General features: G+C 63.4%; 16 protein-coding genes. 2 read left to right on the top strand and 14 right to left on the bottom strand.

Annotated elements, in window-relative coordinates:
• Window positions 1-77: 77 nt before the first annotated feature.
• The 7 genes from RTP54_RS18995 to RTP54_RS18965 form a co-directional block, all read right to left on the bottom strand.
• The gene (locus RTP54_RS18995; protein ID WP_112812038.1) at window positions 78-737 is read right to left on the bottom strand and encodes an aspartate/glutamate racemase family protein; all 660 of its coding nucleotides are present in this window, start codon (window positions 735-737) and stop codon (window positions 78-80) included.
• On the bottom strand, window positions 734-2,197 hold the full coding sequence (locus RTP54_RS18990; protein WP_162703749.1) for an MFS transporter: 1,464 nt from the start codon (window positions 2,195-2,197) through the stop codon (window positions 734-736). The genes RTP54_RS18995 and RTP54_RS18990 overlap by 4 nt, the downstream gene beginning before the upstream one ends.
• A gap of 327 nt (window positions 2,198-2,524) precedes the next feature.
• Entirely contained in the window at window positions 2,525-3,367 is an 843-nt protein-coding gene (locus RTP54_RS18985; RefSeq protein WP_312365063.1) for a MurR/RpiR family transcriptional regulator, read from the bottom strand.
• 102 nt (window positions 3,368-3,469) lie between these two features.
• Window positions 3,470-4,390, bottom strand: coding sequence for a polyphosphate kinase 2 (gene ppk2 / locus RTP54_RS18980; RefSeq protein ID WP_112817788.1), 921 nt, complete (start codon window positions 4,388-4,390; stop codon window positions 3,470-3,472).
• Between the two features lie 135 nt (window positions 4,391-4,525).
• Window positions 4,526-6,004 carry an aldehyde dehydrogenase family protein gene (locus tag RTP54_RS18975; RefSeq protein WP_312365062.1) on the bottom strand — a complete coding sequence of 493 codons (1,479 nt, stop codon included), beginning with the start codon at window positions 6,002-6,004 and terminating at the stop codon, window positions 4,526-4,528.
• Window positions 6,005-6,112: 108 nt separating this feature from the next.
• Entirely contained in the window at window positions 6,113-7,327 is a 1,215-nt protein-coding gene (locus RTP54_RS18970) for an MFS transporter (RefSeq protein ID WP_312365060.1), read from the bottom strand.
• A gap of 243 nt (window positions 7,328-7,570) precedes the next feature.
• Window positions 7,571-8,059 (bottom strand): DMT family transporter, encoded by a 489-nt coding sequence (locus tag RTP54_RS18965; protein ID WP_112812043.1) that lies wholly within the window; start codon window positions 8,057-8,059, stop codon window positions 7,571-7,573.
• An 89-nt stretch (window positions 8,060-8,148) separates the two neighbouring features.
• Between RTP54_RS18965 and RTP54_RS18960 the strand changes: the two genes are divergently transcribed.
• On the top strand, window positions 8,149-9,069 hold the full coding sequence (locus RTP54_RS18960) for a LysR family transcriptional regulator (RefSeq protein WP_312365057.1): 921 nt from the start codon (window positions 8,149-8,151) through the stop codon (window positions 9,067-9,069).
• A gap of 134 nt (window positions 9,070-9,203) precedes the next feature.
• Here the strand turns inward: RTP54_RS18960 and RTP54_RS18955 are convergent, their stop codons facing one another.
• From RTP54_RS18955 to RTP54_RS18925, 7 genes are all read right to left on the bottom strand, one after another.
• On the bottom strand, window positions 9,204-10,250 hold the full coding sequence (locus RTP54_RS18955; protein ID WP_312365500.1) for a Tim44 domain-containing protein: 1,047 nt from the start codon (window positions 10,248-10,250) through the stop codon (window positions 9,204-9,206).
• 147 nt (window positions 10,251-10,397) lie between these two features.
• Entirely contained in the window at window positions 10,398-11,993 is a 1,596-nt protein-coding gene (locus RTP54_RS18950; protein WP_312365055.1) for a GMC family oxidoreductase, read from the bottom strand.
• Between the two features lie 69 nt (window positions 11,994-12,062).
• Window positions 12,063-13,049: a branched-chain amino acid ABC transporter permease gene (locus tag RTP54_RS18945; protein ID WP_409517168.1), complete on the bottom strand. Its 987-nt coding sequence runs from the start codon at window positions 13,047-13,049 to the stop codon at window positions 12,063-12,065.
• A 1-nt stretch (window position 13,050) separates the two neighbouring features.
• Window positions 13,051-13,938, bottom strand: coding sequence for a branched-chain amino acid ABC transporter permease (locus RTP54_RS18940; protein WP_112812048.1), 888 nt, complete (start codon window positions 13,936-13,938; stop codon window positions 13,051-13,053).
• 3 nt (window positions 13,939-13,941) lie between these two features.
• On the bottom strand, window positions 13,942-14,643 hold the full coding sequence (locus RTP54_RS18935; protein WP_112812049.1) for an ABC transporter ATP-binding protein: 702 nt from the start codon (window positions 14,641-14,643) through the stop codon (window positions 13,942-13,944).
• 1 nt (window position 14,644) lies between these two features.
• Complete coding sequence (locus RTP54_RS18930; protein ID WP_112812050.1) at window positions 14,645-15,427, bottom strand: ABC transporter ATP-binding protein; 783 nt, start codon at window positions 15,425-15,427, stop codon at window positions 14,645-14,647.
• A 14-nt stretch (window positions 15,428-15,441) separates the two neighbouring features.
• Window positions 15,442-16,647 carry an ABC transporter substrate-binding protein gene (locus RTP54_RS18925; RefSeq protein WP_312365048.1) on the bottom strand — a complete coding sequence of 402 codons (1,206 nt, stop codon included), beginning with the start codon at window positions 16,645-16,647 and terminating at the stop codon, window positions 15,442-15,444.
• A 235-nt stretch (window positions 16,648-16,882) separates the two neighbouring features.
• Here RTP54_RS18925 and RTP54_RS18920 point away from each other — a divergent pair, with 235 nt between their 5' ends.
• Entirely contained in the window at window positions 16,883-17,830 is a 948-nt protein-coding gene (locus RTP54_RS18920) for a LysR family transcriptional regulator (protein ID WP_312365045.1), read from the top strand.
• Window positions 17,831-17,975 lie beyond the last annotated feature (145 nt).

The raw sequence follows: 17,975 nt of genomic DNA, 5'->3' as shown, positions 1-17,975 counted from the left end.
ATATAAGAATATACGAAAATAGCACGGAGTCCTTGCCGTCAACAAGGCCATTTGCCGATCCGGGCCGTGCCTGCGGGTCAGGCGTTGACCCGCATCAGACCAAGCACGCGCTCTACGGCACAGGGGATGGGCGCGATAATCGGTGTCGCAAATTGCGGCTGCAGTTGCTCGGCTGCCTGCCCTAGCGGGCCGCCGCCGATGATGACGGCCTCGGCGCCGTCAAGCTCGATGCATTGGCGTACCGCTTCGGCAAGCGCGTCCCGCAGGCGCTGCTCGTCGCCGGCAAGCAAGAGAGGATCGCCGGGGGTGCAGCGGATGCCGGTATATTGACCGGCAAGGCCGAGATCGCGGGCGCGATCGTCGATCGCCTCGATCAGCTCCGGCGTCGTGGTCGCGACGCCGAAGGAGCGGCCATTGCGTGCCGCCTCGATCATCGAGGCCTCACAGATGCCGACGACCGGGACGTCGACGCGGGCTCTGAGGTCGACAAGCCCCGGGTCACCGAAGGCGCTGACGATGATCCCCAGGCAACCGGCGCCGTGGGCGGCGCCGATCTCGATGACCTCGTCGGCCGCAGCGGTCAGCTGCTGCGGCGTGACGATCATCGGCGGGTTGCGCCTGGCCGTGGCGACTGCCACGGCCAGGCGTCCGGTGACAGCCCGTTCGGCGATGGCAACCATCATGTTGCTGGTCGCCTGCGAGCTGTTCGGGTTGATCAAGAGGATATGCGCGGTCACGTTCTGACTTCCATGCCGACATTGATCTTGTTCGGCTCAGCCTTGGCAAGGTCGGCGTCCGCCGGCTGGTCCAGGTCCTCCATCGACATGCCATAGGTCTCAGGACCGAGCTGGATGCAGAATGCGAAGACCGCGTACATGCCGGCGGCGAGCCCGAATACCCCGACCATGCCGTAGGTGTCGAACAGCATGCCGGAGATGGTCGGCACGAAGGAGCCGGCCGCCGATCCCGTTGCCAGGATAAGGGCGACACCGAAGGCACGGATGCGGGTCGGGAAAAGCTCAGGCGCGTAGATCCAGATCGAGGTGTTGAGCAGCAGCACGAAGAACTGGAAGATCGCGCCGAACATCAGCACGAGATAGATGTTGGTGCCGAGATAGGCGATCGAGACCGCGGCCAGGCAGGCAAAGACCGCGCCCAGCGTCAGCACCTTCTTGCGAGGGAAGTAGTAGCCGAACATCGAGGCGGCGATGGCGCCGAGTACGCTGCCGCTCTGGATGATCATGCTGTAGAGCAGGCTGCCCTGGAGGGTGTAGCCCATCGACACGAAGATGATCGGCATCAGGGTCAAGACCGACAGCTGCGCGCCGTAGCTCATCAGGATGGCGATCGCCACGGGAATGGTTCGGCCGATGAACGGGGCGCGGAAGAGCTCCTTCCAGTCGCTCTTGGCCGGTGCTTCGTCCTTAAGGTGTTCCTTGGTCAGGTATTCCTCGACCTTGAGGTTGCGTGGTCGCAACGAGCCGGAGGCAAGGATCGACAGCACCTTGTTGGCCTCGTCGATCTTGCCTTGAGAGGCGAGGAAGCGCGGCGTCTCCGGCACGAAGCGGCGATAGAAGACCACGAGCAGCGCGGGCAGGGCCAAGGCGGCAAACAGCCAGCGCCAGCTGTTTTCGCCGGGGAAGAGCGTGAAGATCAACAGGCCGAAGGCCGGCGCCAGGAAATTGCCGAAACCGCCGGCGCCGACATTGACGAGGCCGGCCGCCGTTCCGCGGAACTTCGGCGAGCAGAACTCCGACAGCATCGTGACGGCAGTGGAGATTTCGCCGCCGACGCCGAAGCCGACGATGGCGCGGGCAAAGCAGAGGGCTGCGAAATTCGGCGCCAACGCGCAGGCGGCCGAACCGATGGTGAAGAGAAGAAGGTTGATCGTCAGCATCACGCGGCGGCCGTAGCGATCGCCGAGGATGCCCGACAGCAACCGGCCGATGGCGGCGCTGCCGAAGGTGATGGTGTTGAGGAAGCCGATGTCGGTGCCGGTCAGGCCCCAATGTTCCTTCAGGAGAGGGCCGGAGATGCCGATGGTGTTCTGCTCGAAACTGTCGAACAGGCAGCCGATCAGGACGAGGGCGATGATCTGCTTGTGGGCGCCGGTGACGCCGATCTTGGTGAAGGCTGATTCCAATTGTCGGATGACCGGCGAAGACTTGCCGGACGGCACCATATTTTCCGCTGCCATGGTTTGTTCCCCTTTATGGCTTAACTGGCGTGAAAACTTAGTTTCATGATGCTACATCAAGAAATCACAGTTTCATACAAGATTCTTGCCGGGAAGCCGATGAACTGGAGGTTTCACGCCTGAAGGGCGCGGTTTGCGACCAGTACAATTCTTCTTCGCAGCAATGCCTTTGAGGAATGCAGGTTTCGTGCCAAGTAATAAGAAACTGTGGTTTCTCTTTTCTATTCAGATATATAGCGACCGTCCGACGCGATTACGGCGCGCGAAACCGGGATTTCGTGCGATCGGATAATGTACTGTCGTTTCGGGCAAGTGCCCAAACAACGATCACAGCTCTTCGAGGGCGTCGTTCAGCGCTTCGATGCCGCGCAGGCGGTTCCGGCCGGTAACGCCGGCTGTTTCGATGCAGCGCGTCGTGAGCAGATGGCAGAGCGCCATGACCGAGACATGGTTGAAAAGAGGGCCCGGTGCCAGCGTCTGGCAGCGGAAATGCCATTCGGCCTGGGTCAGGAAAGGCACGCCCTCATCGGTAATGTACAGCAGGCGTGCGCCGGATCGTTCCACCTGGGCAAGAAGTGTGTCCATCAGGGCGATGCGGCGGCGCAGGCCGAAGACGATGACAACGTCGTCAGGTGTGAAGCTGACGAGATGTTCGCCGAGCGTCTGGCCGCCGCCAGGAATGGCGGAGATATTCTCGATCACCTGCGTCAGTTGCCATTGCAGATAGGTGGCGAAGGAATGGCTGGCGCGAAAGCCGATGACCCACACTTTTCGCGCCTGCAACAGCGCTGCCGACGCGGCATTGATCTGGGCTTCCGATATCGCCAGGAAGGTGGCTTCGATATTGGCGACCCCTTGCGCCACATGGGCGGTGACGGACTGCTCGCCGGCCGTGTCGACGCTGGTTGCCAGGAAAAGGCGCGATCCCGTCTGCTTGTCGGCGCGCGCATGGCGGCGCGCCTCCTCGTAGTTGTCGTAGCCGAGCCGCTGGATGAAGCGCGACACGGTTGCCTTCGACACATGGGCGAGGGCCGCCAGTTCCTGGGCGGAGTAGCTGGCGACTTCGCCGGGAAAGTCGCAGAGAAAGTCGCCAAGGCGCCGTTCCGCCGGATGCAGTTCCGGCAGAACCTGACGAACGCGGGTGAGGAAGGATCGCTCTTTGGGACTCATTACCAATTCCATGAAACTGCCGTTTCACGGACTGTCCGATTTCCAGGCCGCATTGGCAAGGGCGCGAGGTCGCAAAGACGCAAGAGCCTCGCGCTGGCGTCATCAATACTTTGACGGCACGTAAAGCTCTGGCGGCAGTACCTTACGCTCATAGTCGGGGTTGAAGACCCGTTCCGGCAAGGTGATTTCCTCGTGCGGCACGTCCTCGTAGGGGATCTGCTGCAGCAGGTGGTCCATACAGTTCAGCCGCGCCCGCTTCTTGTCGTTGCCTTCGACAATGTGCCACGGCGCTTCGGGGATGTTGGTCCTGGCGAAGGTCTCTTCCTTGGCCTTGGTATAGGCTTCCCAGCGCACGCGCGACTGCAGGTCCATCGGCGACAGCTTCCATTGCTTCAATGGATCGTGAATGCGCACCAGGAAGCGCATCTGCTGTTCCTCGTCCGTGATCGAGAACCAGTATTTGACCAGCCGGATGCCGGAGCGCACCAGCATGCGCTCGAATTCCGGCACGTCGTTGAAGAACTGCTCGACCTGGTCTTCGCTGGCAAAACCCATGACGCGCTCGACGCCGGAGCGATTGTACCAGGAGCGGTCGAACAGCACGATCTCGCCGCCGGCCGGCAGATGCGGCACGTAGCGCTGGAAATACCACTGTGTCTTTTCGCGGTCGGACGGGGCAGGCAGCGCCGCAACCCGGACGACACGCGGGTTGAGCCTTTGGGTGATGCGCTTGATCACGCCGCCCTTGCCGGCTGAATCGCGCCCCTCGAAGATCACCACGACCTTTTCCTTATGATGCACGACCCAGTCCTGCAGCTTGATCAGCTCGGATTGCAGTGCGATCAGGGCGCGAAAATAATCGATGCGCGGCAGCGACGGCGGATGGTTCTTGCGGTAGATCTTGCGGATCTCCTCCGACAGCGCCGGCTCGGAAAGCTCGAGCTCGTAGTCCTCGTCGAGCGTATCGGCGAGTTCCGCCTCAAGCCAGTCCTGCCCTTCGACGTCGCCAATTGACCTGTTCATCGCATCCCTCCAGCGCACAAGCGCGCAATGCCGCCGCACCACGGCAAGATGCGACCATCCCTTGGCTTATTCCATAGCAGCATGAAGGGAATTTGACGCCGTCCTCCGCGGTCGCTGCTTTGTGTCGGAAGCGCTCTACGCCTTGATGTACCAGCCCCAGGGCTCGTCGGCGTCGAAGCGGGTGATCTGTTTGGTTTCGAGATAGTTGGCAAGGCCCCAGCGCCCGAGCTCACGACCGATGCCCGACTGCTTGTAACCGCCCCAGGGCGCCTCGGTGAAGGTGGGTTGCGAGCAATTGACCCAGATGATGCCGGCGCGCAAGGCGCGCGCGACGCGTTCGCAGCGCGCCTCGTCCTTGGACATCACGGCTGCGGCAAGGCCGAAGCGGCTGTCGTTGGCCATGCGCACCGCATCGGCCTCATCTGTAAACGGCTTGACGCAGACGACAGGGCCGAAGATCTCCTCGCGCCAGACATAGCTGTCTTCGCTGATGTCGATCACGACCGTCGGCTCGACGAAATAGCCGCTCTCGAAGCCGGCCGGCCGGCCACCGCCCGCAGCGATGGTTGCGCCGTCCTGGCGGGCGCGGTCGATCGCGGTCAGGATCTTGTCGTACTGGCCTTTTGAGACGATCGGCCCGAGCAGCGTGCCCTCGTCGAGGCCGTTGCCGATCTTGATCTTGGCCACCTCTTCGCAGAGCCGTTTGACGACGGCGTCGTAGATCGGCTCCTCGACCAGCACGCGGGAGGTCGCCGAGCAGACCTGCCCCTGGTTCCAGAAGATGCCGAACATGATCCATTCGACCGCCTTGTCGATGTCGCTGTCGGCAAAGATCACGAAGGGCGATTTGCCGCCGAGCTCGAGGCTGATGTTCTTGATGTCCTGGGCGCCGGCCATCATCACCTTTCGACCCGTGGGCACCGAGCCGGTAAAGGCGAGCTTGTCGACCAGCGGATGCTCCGTCAGCGGCTGGCCCGCATCCTGGCCGGTGCCGGTGATGATGTTGAGCACGCCTGGCGGAAGCTCGATCTCCTCGGCGATGGCGCCGAGCTCCAGAGCCGTCAGCGGCGTCAGCTCCGACGGTTTCAGCACGATGGTGCAACCGGCCGCAAGCGCCGGCGCCACCTTCCACGACACCATCAGCAGCGGATAGTTCCACGGCGTGATCGCGCCGACGATGCCCAGCGGTTCGCGAATGGCGCGGGCGGTGAAGCGGCTGTCGGCGACGGCGATCGTTTCCTCGGCGTTGGCGTCGAGCTCTTCGGCAAGGCCGGCATAGTAGCGAAAGCATCCCGCGGCATCGTCGATATCCCAGAGGGCTTCCGGCAGCGGTTTGCCGTTGTCGGTGACCTCGAGACGCGCCAGCGCATGGCGCCTTTCCTCGATCCTCTCGGCAATTGCGCGCAGATAGACCGCTCTCTCGCTGCCGGAAAGCTTCGGCCATGGGCCACTGTCGAAGGCGATGCGGGCAGCTTTGACGGCGCGGTCGATATCGTCGTAGGTGGCGGCCGGCGCGCGGTGAATGACCTCTTCCGTCGCCGGATCGATGACGTCCAGCGTGCCGCCACGTCGCGGTTTTTCCCATTTTCCGTCGATGAACAATTTGTCCCGCATGCCTGTCCCCTCACCTCAGCCGGGGGAGTATGGCCTCAGCGGTGGCTATCGCGCCAGCCGCCGGCCACACTTTTTTTGCCAAACTTGCTTTTAGCATCGGGACTTAGGTCATCGAGCGTCGTTTTGACGCGTGGCTTTCAGGGCAAGGAATGGAAGCACGGGAAGGATGGCAGCTGTGCTTGCCAGAAACCAGAATTGCCGAAGCGTCATCCAGCCCGAGCCATACAGCATGCCCGTGAGGACGCCCGCCACCATGAACAGATCCATCAGCGGCAGGCTCAAGGCATAGAAGATTGCCTGGCGCTCGAGGGTCAGCCTTTGTTGGATGATGGTGAAATAGGCGGCGAAGGCCACCATCTCGGGGATGCCGCCAAGGACCAGCATGATCGATGCGAGCGTATGGGTGGGCGCAAAGACCAATGCCAGCGTCGTTACGCCTTCCAGGAGGCTGGCAACGAGATAGGCCGTCAGTAGCGACCCTTCGGAGATCAGCTTTCGCGCCAGGCGGCTGGCGATCCATGCGCCGAGGACGGCGCCCGCCCCTTGTGCGGCGATGAGCGTGGTCCACATCGAGGCATCGAGCCCGAACTGGTCGTGATTGAGCCAGAACAGGAAGGGCTGCAGCGCGCCGAGCGAGATCATGTAGCCGAGCGCGGGCAGGACGAGGACTGAGAGTACCGGGCTTTCTCGCATCATCGCCATCGCCTCGCGAAAGAGACCGGCTTTGGCGGCGATCGGCGGTTCGGCCCGCATCTGTCCGGCTGCTGCGATGCCGGTGAAAAGCACGATCGCGGCCAGGAGATGGCCAAGCGCAAGGGCCGCGAAAGCAAAAGCAGGAGCGATCGCCGTCAGTATCAGGCCGGCCGCGGGCGGACCGAAGATCTTGGCAAGCCGGTCGATCGCCTGGAAGGCCGTGTTTGCCTCCATGCTGCGGCCGGCCGGCACGACGGTGGAACGCAGCGCCAGCAGCCCCGGGACGACAATGGTGTCGGCAAGACCGATCGCCAGAACGACGACCTGCAACGCTCCCGCATGCGCAACACTTGAAAGGACGACAAGACACAGTGCCGTGACGACAAGCCCGGCGCAAACGGGCGCAAGAGGACCTGCGCTGCGGATCAACGCGGCGGCGACAGGGGCAAACAGAATGCGCGGGGCAAGTCGGAGCGCGAGGCTGCCGACGAGTTCCGCGCCGGTGCCGAACCGTTGCGCGACGAGAAGCGGCAGCGCCGCAACCAGCATCCATGAGCAGAAGGAATAGAGGGTAAGGGCGAAGCCGACGCGCCGGAAGGCGGCCGATTTCCAGAGAGAGGGAGACGTCATGACAAGCCCGACAGACAGTCGATTGGCCGGCTCCCGACAATAGCGCCCACCGCGGTCGGGTGCTTTGCGTTCAGGAGCGGAGATCAATCGAACAGGAGAAACCAGCCCGTGGGAAACGGGCGACTTTGGGCTCGCGATTGCAAGCCCCGCCTTGCGGGGCTCGTCACGCCATCAGGTGTGGTTGGCTCGACATGGCCACTGACTACCATGATTGCGGCCAAGGCGGCAAGAATTGCACAGGGGTCAACGGGCCTGGCCTGCGAGCGCGGGCAGGGCGCTTGCGAGCTGGGTGATCACCATGCCGCCGATGATCAGTGCAACGCCGACGAGGCGAGCGACGCTCACCGGCTTTTGCGCAAAGCCCATCAGGCCGAAGTGGTCGATGACGATAGAGACCGCCATCTGCCCCGCAATGACGGCAACGATGAAACTGGCGGCGCCGAGTTTCGGCGCAAGCAAAAGGGCGGCGGTGATGTAGACGACGCCGGCCGCGCCGCCGATCCAGATCCACCACGGCCCCTTCAGCGTTGCGCCGAGCGTCGGCATCGGCACGCGAAGCGCGATCATGACGGGGATGATGAGAGCGAGGCTGATGCCGAGCGAAACGACGGTCGCCCACAAGGGGTGGCCGATGAGACGGCCCAGCATGGCGTTGGCGCCGGCCTGGAACGGCACGACGGCTCCGGCAAAGACGGCGGCGAGGATAAGGAGGAGGGAGGAAGCATTTGCCATGACGAAATTCCGATCTGTTTGACCGGCTCATGCTCTGTCATTCAAATCAGGAATGGAAATTCGCATGTGGCACAGACTATATTCATGAAATGAATGATCTCGCCGGAATTGACCTGAACCTGCTCGTCGTGCTCGACGCGCTTCTCGCCGAGCGCCACGTGTCGCGCGCTGCCGTCCGCCTGAACAAGAGCCAGCCTGCGGTCAGCCACGCGCTGGCGCGGCTGCGCCACCTTTTCGACGATCCTTTGCTGGTGCGACACGGCGGACGGCTGGAGCCGACCCTGCGGGCGCTCGAAATCGCGCCTCGACTGACCGAGGCGATGGGGCGGATGCGGTCTTTGCTGACACCTTCCGGTTTCGAGCCGGCAACGCAGCGCCGTGCGTTCCGGATGGCGATGTCGGATTACGGCGCAGCGGTGCTGCTGCCGAGATTGATGGCGACCTTGCGCCAGGAGGCGCCGGAGGTCGACCTGATCGTCAGCCAGGCGAGCCGAGAGGTGATGGCCGCGCAGGTGGCCGATGGCGAGATCGATCTCGCACTCGGCGTGTTTCCCACCCACGGCGAAGGCATTCGGTCGTCGCTGCTCTTTACCGAGACCTTCGCCTGTCTCGCGGACGCGGCGCAACTTGACCGATCGCGGACCATGGATCTGGGCGACTATCTCGCCCGGCCGCATGTGCTGGTGTCGCTACGCGGCGATGTCGGCAACGAGATCGACGTTGCGCTGGCGGCGACAGGCAAGACGCGCCGCATCTGTCTCGCCATCCCGCATTGGAGCATCGCGCCCGGCGTGATCCGCGGCACGGACCTCGTCCTGACCGTGGCGCGCCGCATCCTGTCCCAGGCAGATGGCGATGGCTTCGCCGTGTTCGAGCCGCCCTTTGCCATTCCGCCATTCGACTTCGAGCAGATCTGGCACCGGCGCCGCGATGCGGATCCTGGACATCGCTGGCTGCGGGGACTTGTCACGCGCCTTCTCGGTGGCGCCGAACCGACAGCCGGCCGATGACGCTGCGGCGTTTGCCGCCGGACACGGTGCCCGACCTGCCGTCGCCTTGCTGTCAAAGGCCAAAAAAAGACCCGGACGGATGGGCCGGCCGGGTCTCAAAGGTTTAGTGTGCTGACGTTATCTTACGTGTGTTATCAGGCGTGCCCGACGCCCTGGATGGCAGAGACCTGCCATTCGCCGTCGGCCTTGCGCACGAAGGTCCACAGCTCGACGGCTTCCGTCAGGTTGTCCGGATCGCCGCTGATCACCTTGCCGGTCGTGCGGTCGCGCATCACGTCGATGCTCTCATAGCGCATGGCAACGGTGGCGAAGTCCTTGCCGTCTTCCGACCAGGCCTCGGCGACATCGCCCTGGACGAGGTGGACGTCGGTCACGTCGTTCTTGACGCCGCTGGTGGCGTTGTCGCTCAGTTCCTCGGCGAGATAGGACATGGCTTCCGGTGTCGTCAGGCGACGCAGGGTGCCGTAGTCCTCGGCCGCATAGGCTGCCTGAACGTCCTTCAGCATCTTCTCGAACTGCTCGAGATCCGACTGGCCAATGCCGATTTCATCGGCCGGGCCGTCGGTGACGGGTGCCGGCTGCGGTGCAGCCATCGGGCGCGCGTTGGCCTGGTTGGCCTGTCCGGTTGCCTGGCCACCGCCGATGCTCGGGATCTTGAACGACGGCATGCCGCTTGCAGGCGACGGGTTCGACGACCGTTCCGACGGGCCGGCATAGGCCGTCTGCTGACGGTTACGGCCGAAGAAGCGCATGGCGAGCATGATCACGCCACCGATCAGCAGCATCTGCACGATCAGGCCGAGGAAGCCCGCAGCACCGCCGAAGCCGCCGCCCATGAGCATGCCGATCAGGCCGCCGACCATGAGGCCGCCGAGCAGAGAGCCGCCGAAGCCGCTGAAGAAACCGGGACGAGCGTTGGGCGTGTTGGCAGCACCCGGACGCGTCTGGGCGGCGCCGGGGGTGGCCGATGTCGGGCCGGCATCCTGCCGCGGCGTCATCGAGCGGTCGATCGGCGCCGCGTTGGTCGGGGCGGTACGGGTGACGGGCGGCTGCGAGAACGTGCGTGTACCGCGGCTGCCGAAGCCGCCGCCGGAGCGCCGTGCCTCGGCGACATCCACAACCGTGAGCCCGATCGTGAGACCGATCGCCATCATCGCCAGAGCTCGTCCAAAACGCTGCATTGCCATTCAAACCCCTTATCGTGCTTGGGCCCGCTCAGGGCCTTCGCTGGTTCATATAGAGGTTCCGGTCCCGGAATTTAAGGTTTTCGAGTCGTTTTCGGTCCGGTTTACCGTAATCCCGACCCTGAAATCGGGGCGGAAAAGCCATCAGCGATCGGCAGAAAGGATCAGCGTCGCCGCCTTCTCGGCAATCATGATCGTCGGCGAGTTGGTGTTGCCGGACGTGATCGTCGGCATGATCGAGGCGTCGGCGATCCGCAGGCCCTCCAGCCCGCGCAGGCGCAATTCCGGATCGACGACGCTTGTGGGATCCGCGCCCATCCGGCAGGTGCCGACCGGGTGGAAGATCGTCGTCCCGATGTCGCCGGCAGCCCGTCTGAGATCTTCGTCGCTCTCATAGGATGGGCCCGGCTTGAATTCGACCGGATTGAAACGGGCAAAAGCGGGCTGACTGACGATCCCGCGCGTCAGCCGGATGGAGCGAACCGCAACATCACGGTCGGCCTCGGCTGTCAGGTAGCGTGGGCGAATGTCGGGCGGCGTTGCAAAATCCGGTCCCTTCAGATGCACCGAGCCGCGGCTTTCCGGCCGCAGATTGCAGACGCTGGCGGTAATCGCCGGGAAGGAATGCACGGGTTCGCCGAACCTGTCGAGCGATACCGGCTGGACGTGATATTGCAGATCCGGCGTTTCCTTCTCGGGGCCGGAACGGGTGAAGATGCCGAGCTGGCTCGGCGCCATCGCCATCGGGCCGGAGCGTCTGGCCAGATATTCAAGGCCGATCGCCGCCTTGCCCAGCAAGGTGCTTGCCTTTTCGTTCAGCGTCGGCACGCCCGAGACCTTGTAGGCGAGGCGCAGCTGCAGGTGATCCTGCAGGTTTTCGCCGACACCTGAAAGCTCGTGCCTGACCTCGACGCCGTTGTCCCGCAGCACGCTTCCACGGCCGATGCCCGACAGTTCCAGGATCTGCGGCGATCCGATGGCGCCGGCCGAAAGCACGGTCTCGCGGCGACAGCGCACCCGCTTGACCACGCCGTCATGCTGGAACTCGACACCGGCGATCCGACCCTCCTCGATCACCAGCCGGCGGACATGCGCCTTGGTCAGAACCGTGAGATTGCGCCTCTTGGCGGCCGGCCGCAGAAAAGCCTTGGCCGTGTTCCAGCGGATGCCGGAGCGCTGGTTGACGTCGAAATAGCCCGAGCCTTCATTGTTGCCGCGGTTGAAATCAGGCGTTTCCGGAATGCCGGCCTCGGTTGCCGCTTTCTGGAAGGCGTCGAGAACGGCCCAGCGAACACGCGCCTTTTCCACCCGCCATTCGCCGCCGGCACCATGCATCTCGTCGGCGCCGCGATAGTGATCTTCCGATTTGCGGAAGTGCGGCAGCACGTCGTCCCAGCCCCATCCGGTACAACCGAGCTGGCGCCAGTGATCGTAGTCGCGCGCCTGGCCGCGCATGTAGATCATGCCATTGATCGAGGAGCAGCCGCCGAGCACCTTGCCGCGCGGATAGCCGAGCGCCCGGCCGTTCAGCCCCTCCTCGGCGGCGGTGGTGAAACACCAGTCGGTGCGGGGATTGTTGATGCAATAGAGATAGCCGACCGGAATGTGGATCCAGTGATAATTGTCACTGCCGCCGGCCTCGAGCAGAAGGACGCGGCGGTCCCGGTTTTCGGAAAGGCGGTTTGCCAGAACGCAGCCGGCGCTACCCGCTCCGACGACGATATAGTCGAACGTGTCCATGGGCTCACTCTTCCTGCCGATGACCCGGTCCCGCCGGACCGGGACCGCTCTCTCCCGGGACCGACCCGGCTAGTTCCGGTGCTCGAAGCCGAGCTTGCGGCCAAGCCTCGAATTGTAGAACTCGCCGACGATGCCGCGCCGGAACAGAAGTACACAGACCATGAACACCAGGCCGGTAATGATCGTGACCGGGAATTCGGAAGTGGCCAGGTAGTTCTGCAGGGTCACGACCAGGCCGGCGCCGAACAGCGGCCCGATCAGCGTGCCGATGCCACCGAGCAGCGTCATCAGGATGACTTCGCCCGACATCTGCCAGCCGACATCGGTCAGCGTCGCGAACTGGAACACCAGCGCCTTGACGCCACCGGCAAGTCCGGTCAGCGCCGCCGACATGACGAAGGCCGCAAGCTTGTAGTTGCGCACGGAATAGCCGAGCGACACGGCGCGCGTCTCGTTCTCGCGGATCGATTTCAGGATCATACCGAAGGGCGAGTGGATGATCCGCCAGATGATCGCAACGCCGATGATGAACACGCCGAGCACGAAGTAATACATGTTCGTCGACTGGCTGAGATCGATGAAGCCGAAGAGATGGCCGCGCGGCACGGACTGGATGCCGTCCTCGCCCTTGGTGAACTCGGCCTGCAGGCAGAAGAAATAGAACATCTGCGCCAGCGCCAGGGTGATCATGGCGAAATAGATGCCCTGGCGGCGGATGGCGAGGAAACCGATGACGGCGCCAAGGAACGCCGCGCCGGCGACGCCGACGAGAATGCCGAGCTCCGGCGGCAGCCCCCATTCCTTCACCGCATGGGCGGTGAAATAGGCAGCCCCGCCGAAGAAGGCGGCATGTCCGAAGGACAGAAGGCCGGTATAGCCGAGCAGCAGGTTGAAGGCGCAGGCAAACAGCGCGAAGCACAGCAGCTTCATCAGGAAGACCGGGTAGAAGAACAGCGGTGCGAGCATCAGCAGCGCGAGGCCCGCCGCCAGGAAGATCGTCTGGGCGACGACCGGCTTCTTTTCGCGTGGCTTATCGATATCGAGCGTCAATGTCATATCAAGCATCCCGGCCGAAGAGGCCTGCCGGCCGTATCAGGAGAACGATGGCCATGATCACGAAGATCACGATGTTGGAGGCTTCGGGGTAGAACACCTTGGTCAGCCCCTCGGCGACCCCGAGCAGGTAGCCGGTGACGATCGCCCCCATGATCGAGCCCATGCCGCCGACGACGACCACGGCGAAGACGACGATGATGATGTTGGAGCCCATCAGCGGCGACACCTGGTAGATCGGTGCCGCCAGCACGCCGGCAAGGGCTGCCAGGGCAGCGCCCAGCGCATAGGTCAGCGTCAGCAGGAACGGTACGTTGATGCCGAAGGACTGCACGAGAATGGGGTTTTCGGTGGCCGCGCGCAGATAGGAGCCGAGCTTGGTTTTCTCGATCACCAGCCAGGTACCGATGCACACGACGAGCGAGAAGGCGATGACCCAGCCGCGATAGACGGGCAGGAACATGAAGCCGAGATTGGTGCCGCCGGCAAGGGCTGCGGGCGTCGCATAGGGCTGGCCGGAGGCGCCATAGAGATAGCGGAACGTGCCTTCGATCGTCAGCGCCAGGCCGAAGGTGAAAAGCAGGCCATAGAGCGGATCGAGTGTGTAGAGCCGTCGCAGCATCGTACGTTCGATGATCGCGCCGACAAGGCCGACCGCAAGCGGTGCGATAACCAGCGCCGGCCAGTAGCCGATGCCGAAATAGGAGAGAAGCAACCAGGCGAAGAAGGCGCCAAGCATATATTGCGCGCCGTGGGCGAAGTTGATGACCCGCAACAGGCCGAAGATGATTGCAAGGCCGAGGCTGAGCAGCGCATAGAACGACCCGTTGATGAGCCCGATCAGCAACTGCCCGAGGAAGGCCTGCAGTGGAATTCCGAAAATCATGGTCATGGCTCAGACCCCCAGCACGTCGTGCAGCATGTCCATGCGGGCGGAAAGTTCCGAAACGGGAAACTCGCCGACCATGCGGCCATGGTCCATCAGGTAGAAACGGTCGGCAACCTTGCTGGCGAAACGGAAGTTCTGCTCGACCAGCAGAACGGTCATCCCGCGCGCCTTCAGGGTCTTCAGCACGTCGCCGATGCGCTGGACGATCACGGGGGCAAGACCCTCGGTCGGCTCGTCGAGCAGCATCATGCGCACGCCGGTTCTCAGGATCCGGGCGATCGCCAGCATCTGCTGCTCGCCGCCGGAAAGTTTGGTGCCGGGGCTGTTGCGGCGTTCATGAAGGTTCGGAAAGAGCTCGAAGATCTCGTCGATCGTCATGCCGCCCTTGGCAACCGCCGGCGGCAGCAGCAGGTTTTCGTAGACCGACAGCGTCGAGAAGATGCCGCGCTCCTCGGGAATGAAGCCGATGCCGCGATGGGCGACCCGGTGCAGCGGCACCTTGACGAGATCCTCGCCGGCAAAATCGATCGTGCCCTTGCGGTTGCGCACGATGCCCATGATCGAGCGCAGCGTCGTGGTCTTGCCGACGCCGTTGCGGCCGAGCAGGGTGACCATCTCGCCTTCGCCGACGGTCATGTCGACGCCATGCAGGATATGGCTTTCGCCATACCAGGCGTTGAGGCCGGAGACTTTCAGAAGCGGTTTCATCTCAGGCCTCCTCGGTGCCCATATAGGCGGTGCGGACCCGCGGATCTGCCGAGACTTCCGCATAGTCGCCTTCGGCCAGGATCTCGCCACGTTGCAGCACCGTCACGTGGTGGCAGAGCGTCGAGACGACGGAGAGATTGTGCTCGACCATCAGCACCGCGCGCTCCAACGCCACCTCGCGAATGATTTCGGCCACCATGCCGACATCCTCGTGGCCCATGCCGGCCATCGGCTCGTCGAGCAGAAGCACCTTCGGGTCGAGCGCCAGCGTTGTCGCGATTTCGAGCACCCGCTTGCGGCCGTAGGAAAGATCGGCGGCAATCGCGTTTCTTTCCTTGTCGAGGCCGACGGAGCGGATCAGCTGATCGGCCTTGGCGATCAGCCCGTCGAGCGCCGACATCGGCTTCCAGAACTGGGTCGCAAGGCCGTTCGGCCGCTGCAGCGCCACGCGCACATTGTCGAGCACGCTCATATGCGGGAACACCGCCGAGATCTGGAACGAACGCACCAGGCCCATGCGCGCCACCTTGTCCGGCGCCGTGCGGGTGATGTCCTCGCCGAGCAGCGTGATCGTGCCGTCGGTCGGCTGCAGGAACTTGGTCAGGAGGTTGAAGACCGTGGTCTTGCCGGCGCCGTTCGGGCCGATCAGCGCATGCACGCGGGCATGGTGGACGTCGAGATTGACGTTGTTGACGGCGGTGAAACCGCCGAAGTCGCGACGGAGACCGCGGGCGGACAAAACCACCCGCGGCGCTCCATGCTGTTCTGGCAAGCCGGCCGTCATCGCGAACCGACCGCTCACGACTTCACGAGGTCGCAGCCGCTCTTGGCCGGATCGATGAAGGCTTCCGAACCCGGGATGGTGGCGAGCACCTTGAAGTAATCCCAGGGCTCCTTGCTTTCGTCCGGCTTCTTCACTTCGAGCAGATACATGTCGTGGATCATGCGGCCGTTTTCGGCGACCTTGCCGTTTTCAGCAAAGACGTCGTTGACGGGCAGCGCATGCAGTTCCTTCGACACGGCGTCGGCATCGTCGCTGTCGGCCTTCTCGATCGCCTTCAGATAGGACAGCACGGCGGAGTAGGTGCCGGCATGGACCATGTTCGGCATTTTTCCGGTGCGCTCCATGAAGCGCTTGCCGAACTTCGCCGTCTCCTCGTTGCGGTTCCAGTAGAAGCCTTCGGTCAGTGTCAGGCCCTGCGCCGCTTCGAGGCCGAGGCCGTGCACTTCGGCAAGCGTGAAGAGGAGCGCCGCCAGGCGCTGGCCGCCCTGGACGATGCCGAATTCAGCGGCCTGCTTGATGGCGTTGGCGGTGTCGAGGCCGGCATTGGCAAGGCCGATGACCTTGGCGCCCGAAGACTGCGCCTGCAGAAGGAAGGACGAGAAGTCGGTGGTCGCCAGCGGATGGCGAACCGAGCCAACGACGGTGCCGCCATTTTCCTTGACGTAGTTGCCGGTGTTTTCCTCGAGCGAATAGCCGAAGGCGTAGTCGGCGGTCAGGAAGAACCAGCTGTCACCGCCCTGCTTGACCAGGGCGCCGCCGGTGCCGACGGCGAGCGCATGGGTGTCGTAAGCCCAGTGGAAACCGTAAGGCGAGCACTGCTTGCCCGTCAGTTCCGTAGTGGCAGCACCGGTGTTGATGGTGATCTTCTTCTTTTCCTTCGACAGCGCCTGCACGGCAAGGCCGACCGACGAGCTCGTAAGCTCCATGATGCTGTCGACCTGTTCGGTGTCGTACCACTGCCGGGCGATGTTGGAGGCGATGTCGGCCTTGTTCTGGTGGTCGGCGGTGATCACTTCCACGGGGACGCCGAGCACCTTGCCGCCGAAATCCTCGACCGCCATCAGTGCCGCCTCGTAGGAAGACTTGCCGCCGAAGTCGGCATAGACGCCGGACTGGTCGTTCAGGATGCCGATCTTGACCTTGCCGTCGGATGCGTCGGCAAGCGCCGCAGTGCTGCTGGCAAGCATCAGGGCGAATGCGGTGAGCAGTTTCGTCGTCATCGTGTCCTCCTCCAAGGTTTTCAGGCTGGAACTGCCACGCGAAATCGCGTCTTGCTCCGGCAAAGCGCATGGCATTGCCGGATCGTCAGTCCTGTTCTGTTCAAATTTGGCCAGACATGCTCCTCAGATGTCGGCTCCGGCGCTACAATCCGGAAAAAACCGCTTGGATGCAAGCGCTGCCGCCCGTAAATTACAAACAGGGTCTGTTCATTTTCGAACAGATGGGGGCAATGCCATGAATCCGAACTTCACCTGGGACGATCTTCAGTTCTTTCTGGCGGTCGCGCGCACCGGCCAATTGTCGACGGCGGCAAGGCGGCTCAGGACCAGCCACGCGACGGTGTCGCGGCGCATCGACCGGCTGGAATTCGCGCTCAAGGTCAAGCTGTTCGAGCGCAATCCGCGCGGCTATGTGCTGACGGCGATCGGCCAGCGCTTCGTTGAGACCGCCGAGCGCATCGAGCGCGAGACCGAGCAACTGCAGCTCGACATCAGCGACGGCCTGACGGCGCAGCGCGGCGTGGTGCGGCTGAGCACGCTCGAAGGCTTCGGCAACTTCTTCCTGTCGGACCGGCTGTCGAGTTTTGCCGCGACCTATCCGAACATCTCGCTCGAACTGGTGGCGATCCAGCAGATCATGTCGCTGTCACGCAAGGAGGCGGATCTGTCGGTGGCGCTGACGGCGCCGAAGGCCGGCCCCTATCACTCGGAGGTGCTGACGCCCTATACGCTGCATGTCTATGGCGCGCGCAGCTATCTCGCCAACCACCCACCGATCAGAAGCCGCAACGATCTCGCAGCCCACCAGTTCGTCGGTTACATCGAAGACATGATCTTTGCGCCCGGGCTCGATTATCTCGGCGAGATCCAGCCGGGCCTCAGGGCGCATTTCCAGAGTTCGAGCATCCTCACGCAGTTGAAGGCGGTGCGCCAGGGGCTCGGCCTTTGCGTATTGCCGCATTTCATGGCGCGCGAGGAAAGGGACATCGAGATCGTGTTGCCCGATGAGGTCGAGCTGAAGCGCACGTACTGGATGATCTGTCACCGCGATCTCGTGCCGGTGCCGCGGGTCAGGGCGGTGCGCGAATTCCTGATGCAGATCGTGCGGGAGAACCGGGGTCATTTCACGCGCGAAAGACCGTTTGCGGGTGCTCCGACGGCCCTGGCGCTTGAGCCGAAATAGAGCTTCGCGCATGTCCTCAAGGCGTCTCAGGTGCTTTGGCCTGCCGTTCGACGTCGTTCCAGTCGAAATCGGGACCAGAAATTGCCCCCATTTGCCCTGTTGAAAACCCTCGTCTGAATTTATCGTTTGTTTTCATGTGGTTGTT

Origin of the sequence: Ensifer sp. (genome assembly GCF_031989085.1) — a bacterium.
In the GTDB taxonomy this organism is placed as follows: domain Bacteria; phylum Pseudomonadota; class Alphaproteobacteria; order Rhizobiales; family Rhizobiaceae; genus Ensifer.
Note: the sequence above shows the minus strand (reverse complement) of the source record. Positions and strands in the feature narration are given on the sequence as shown.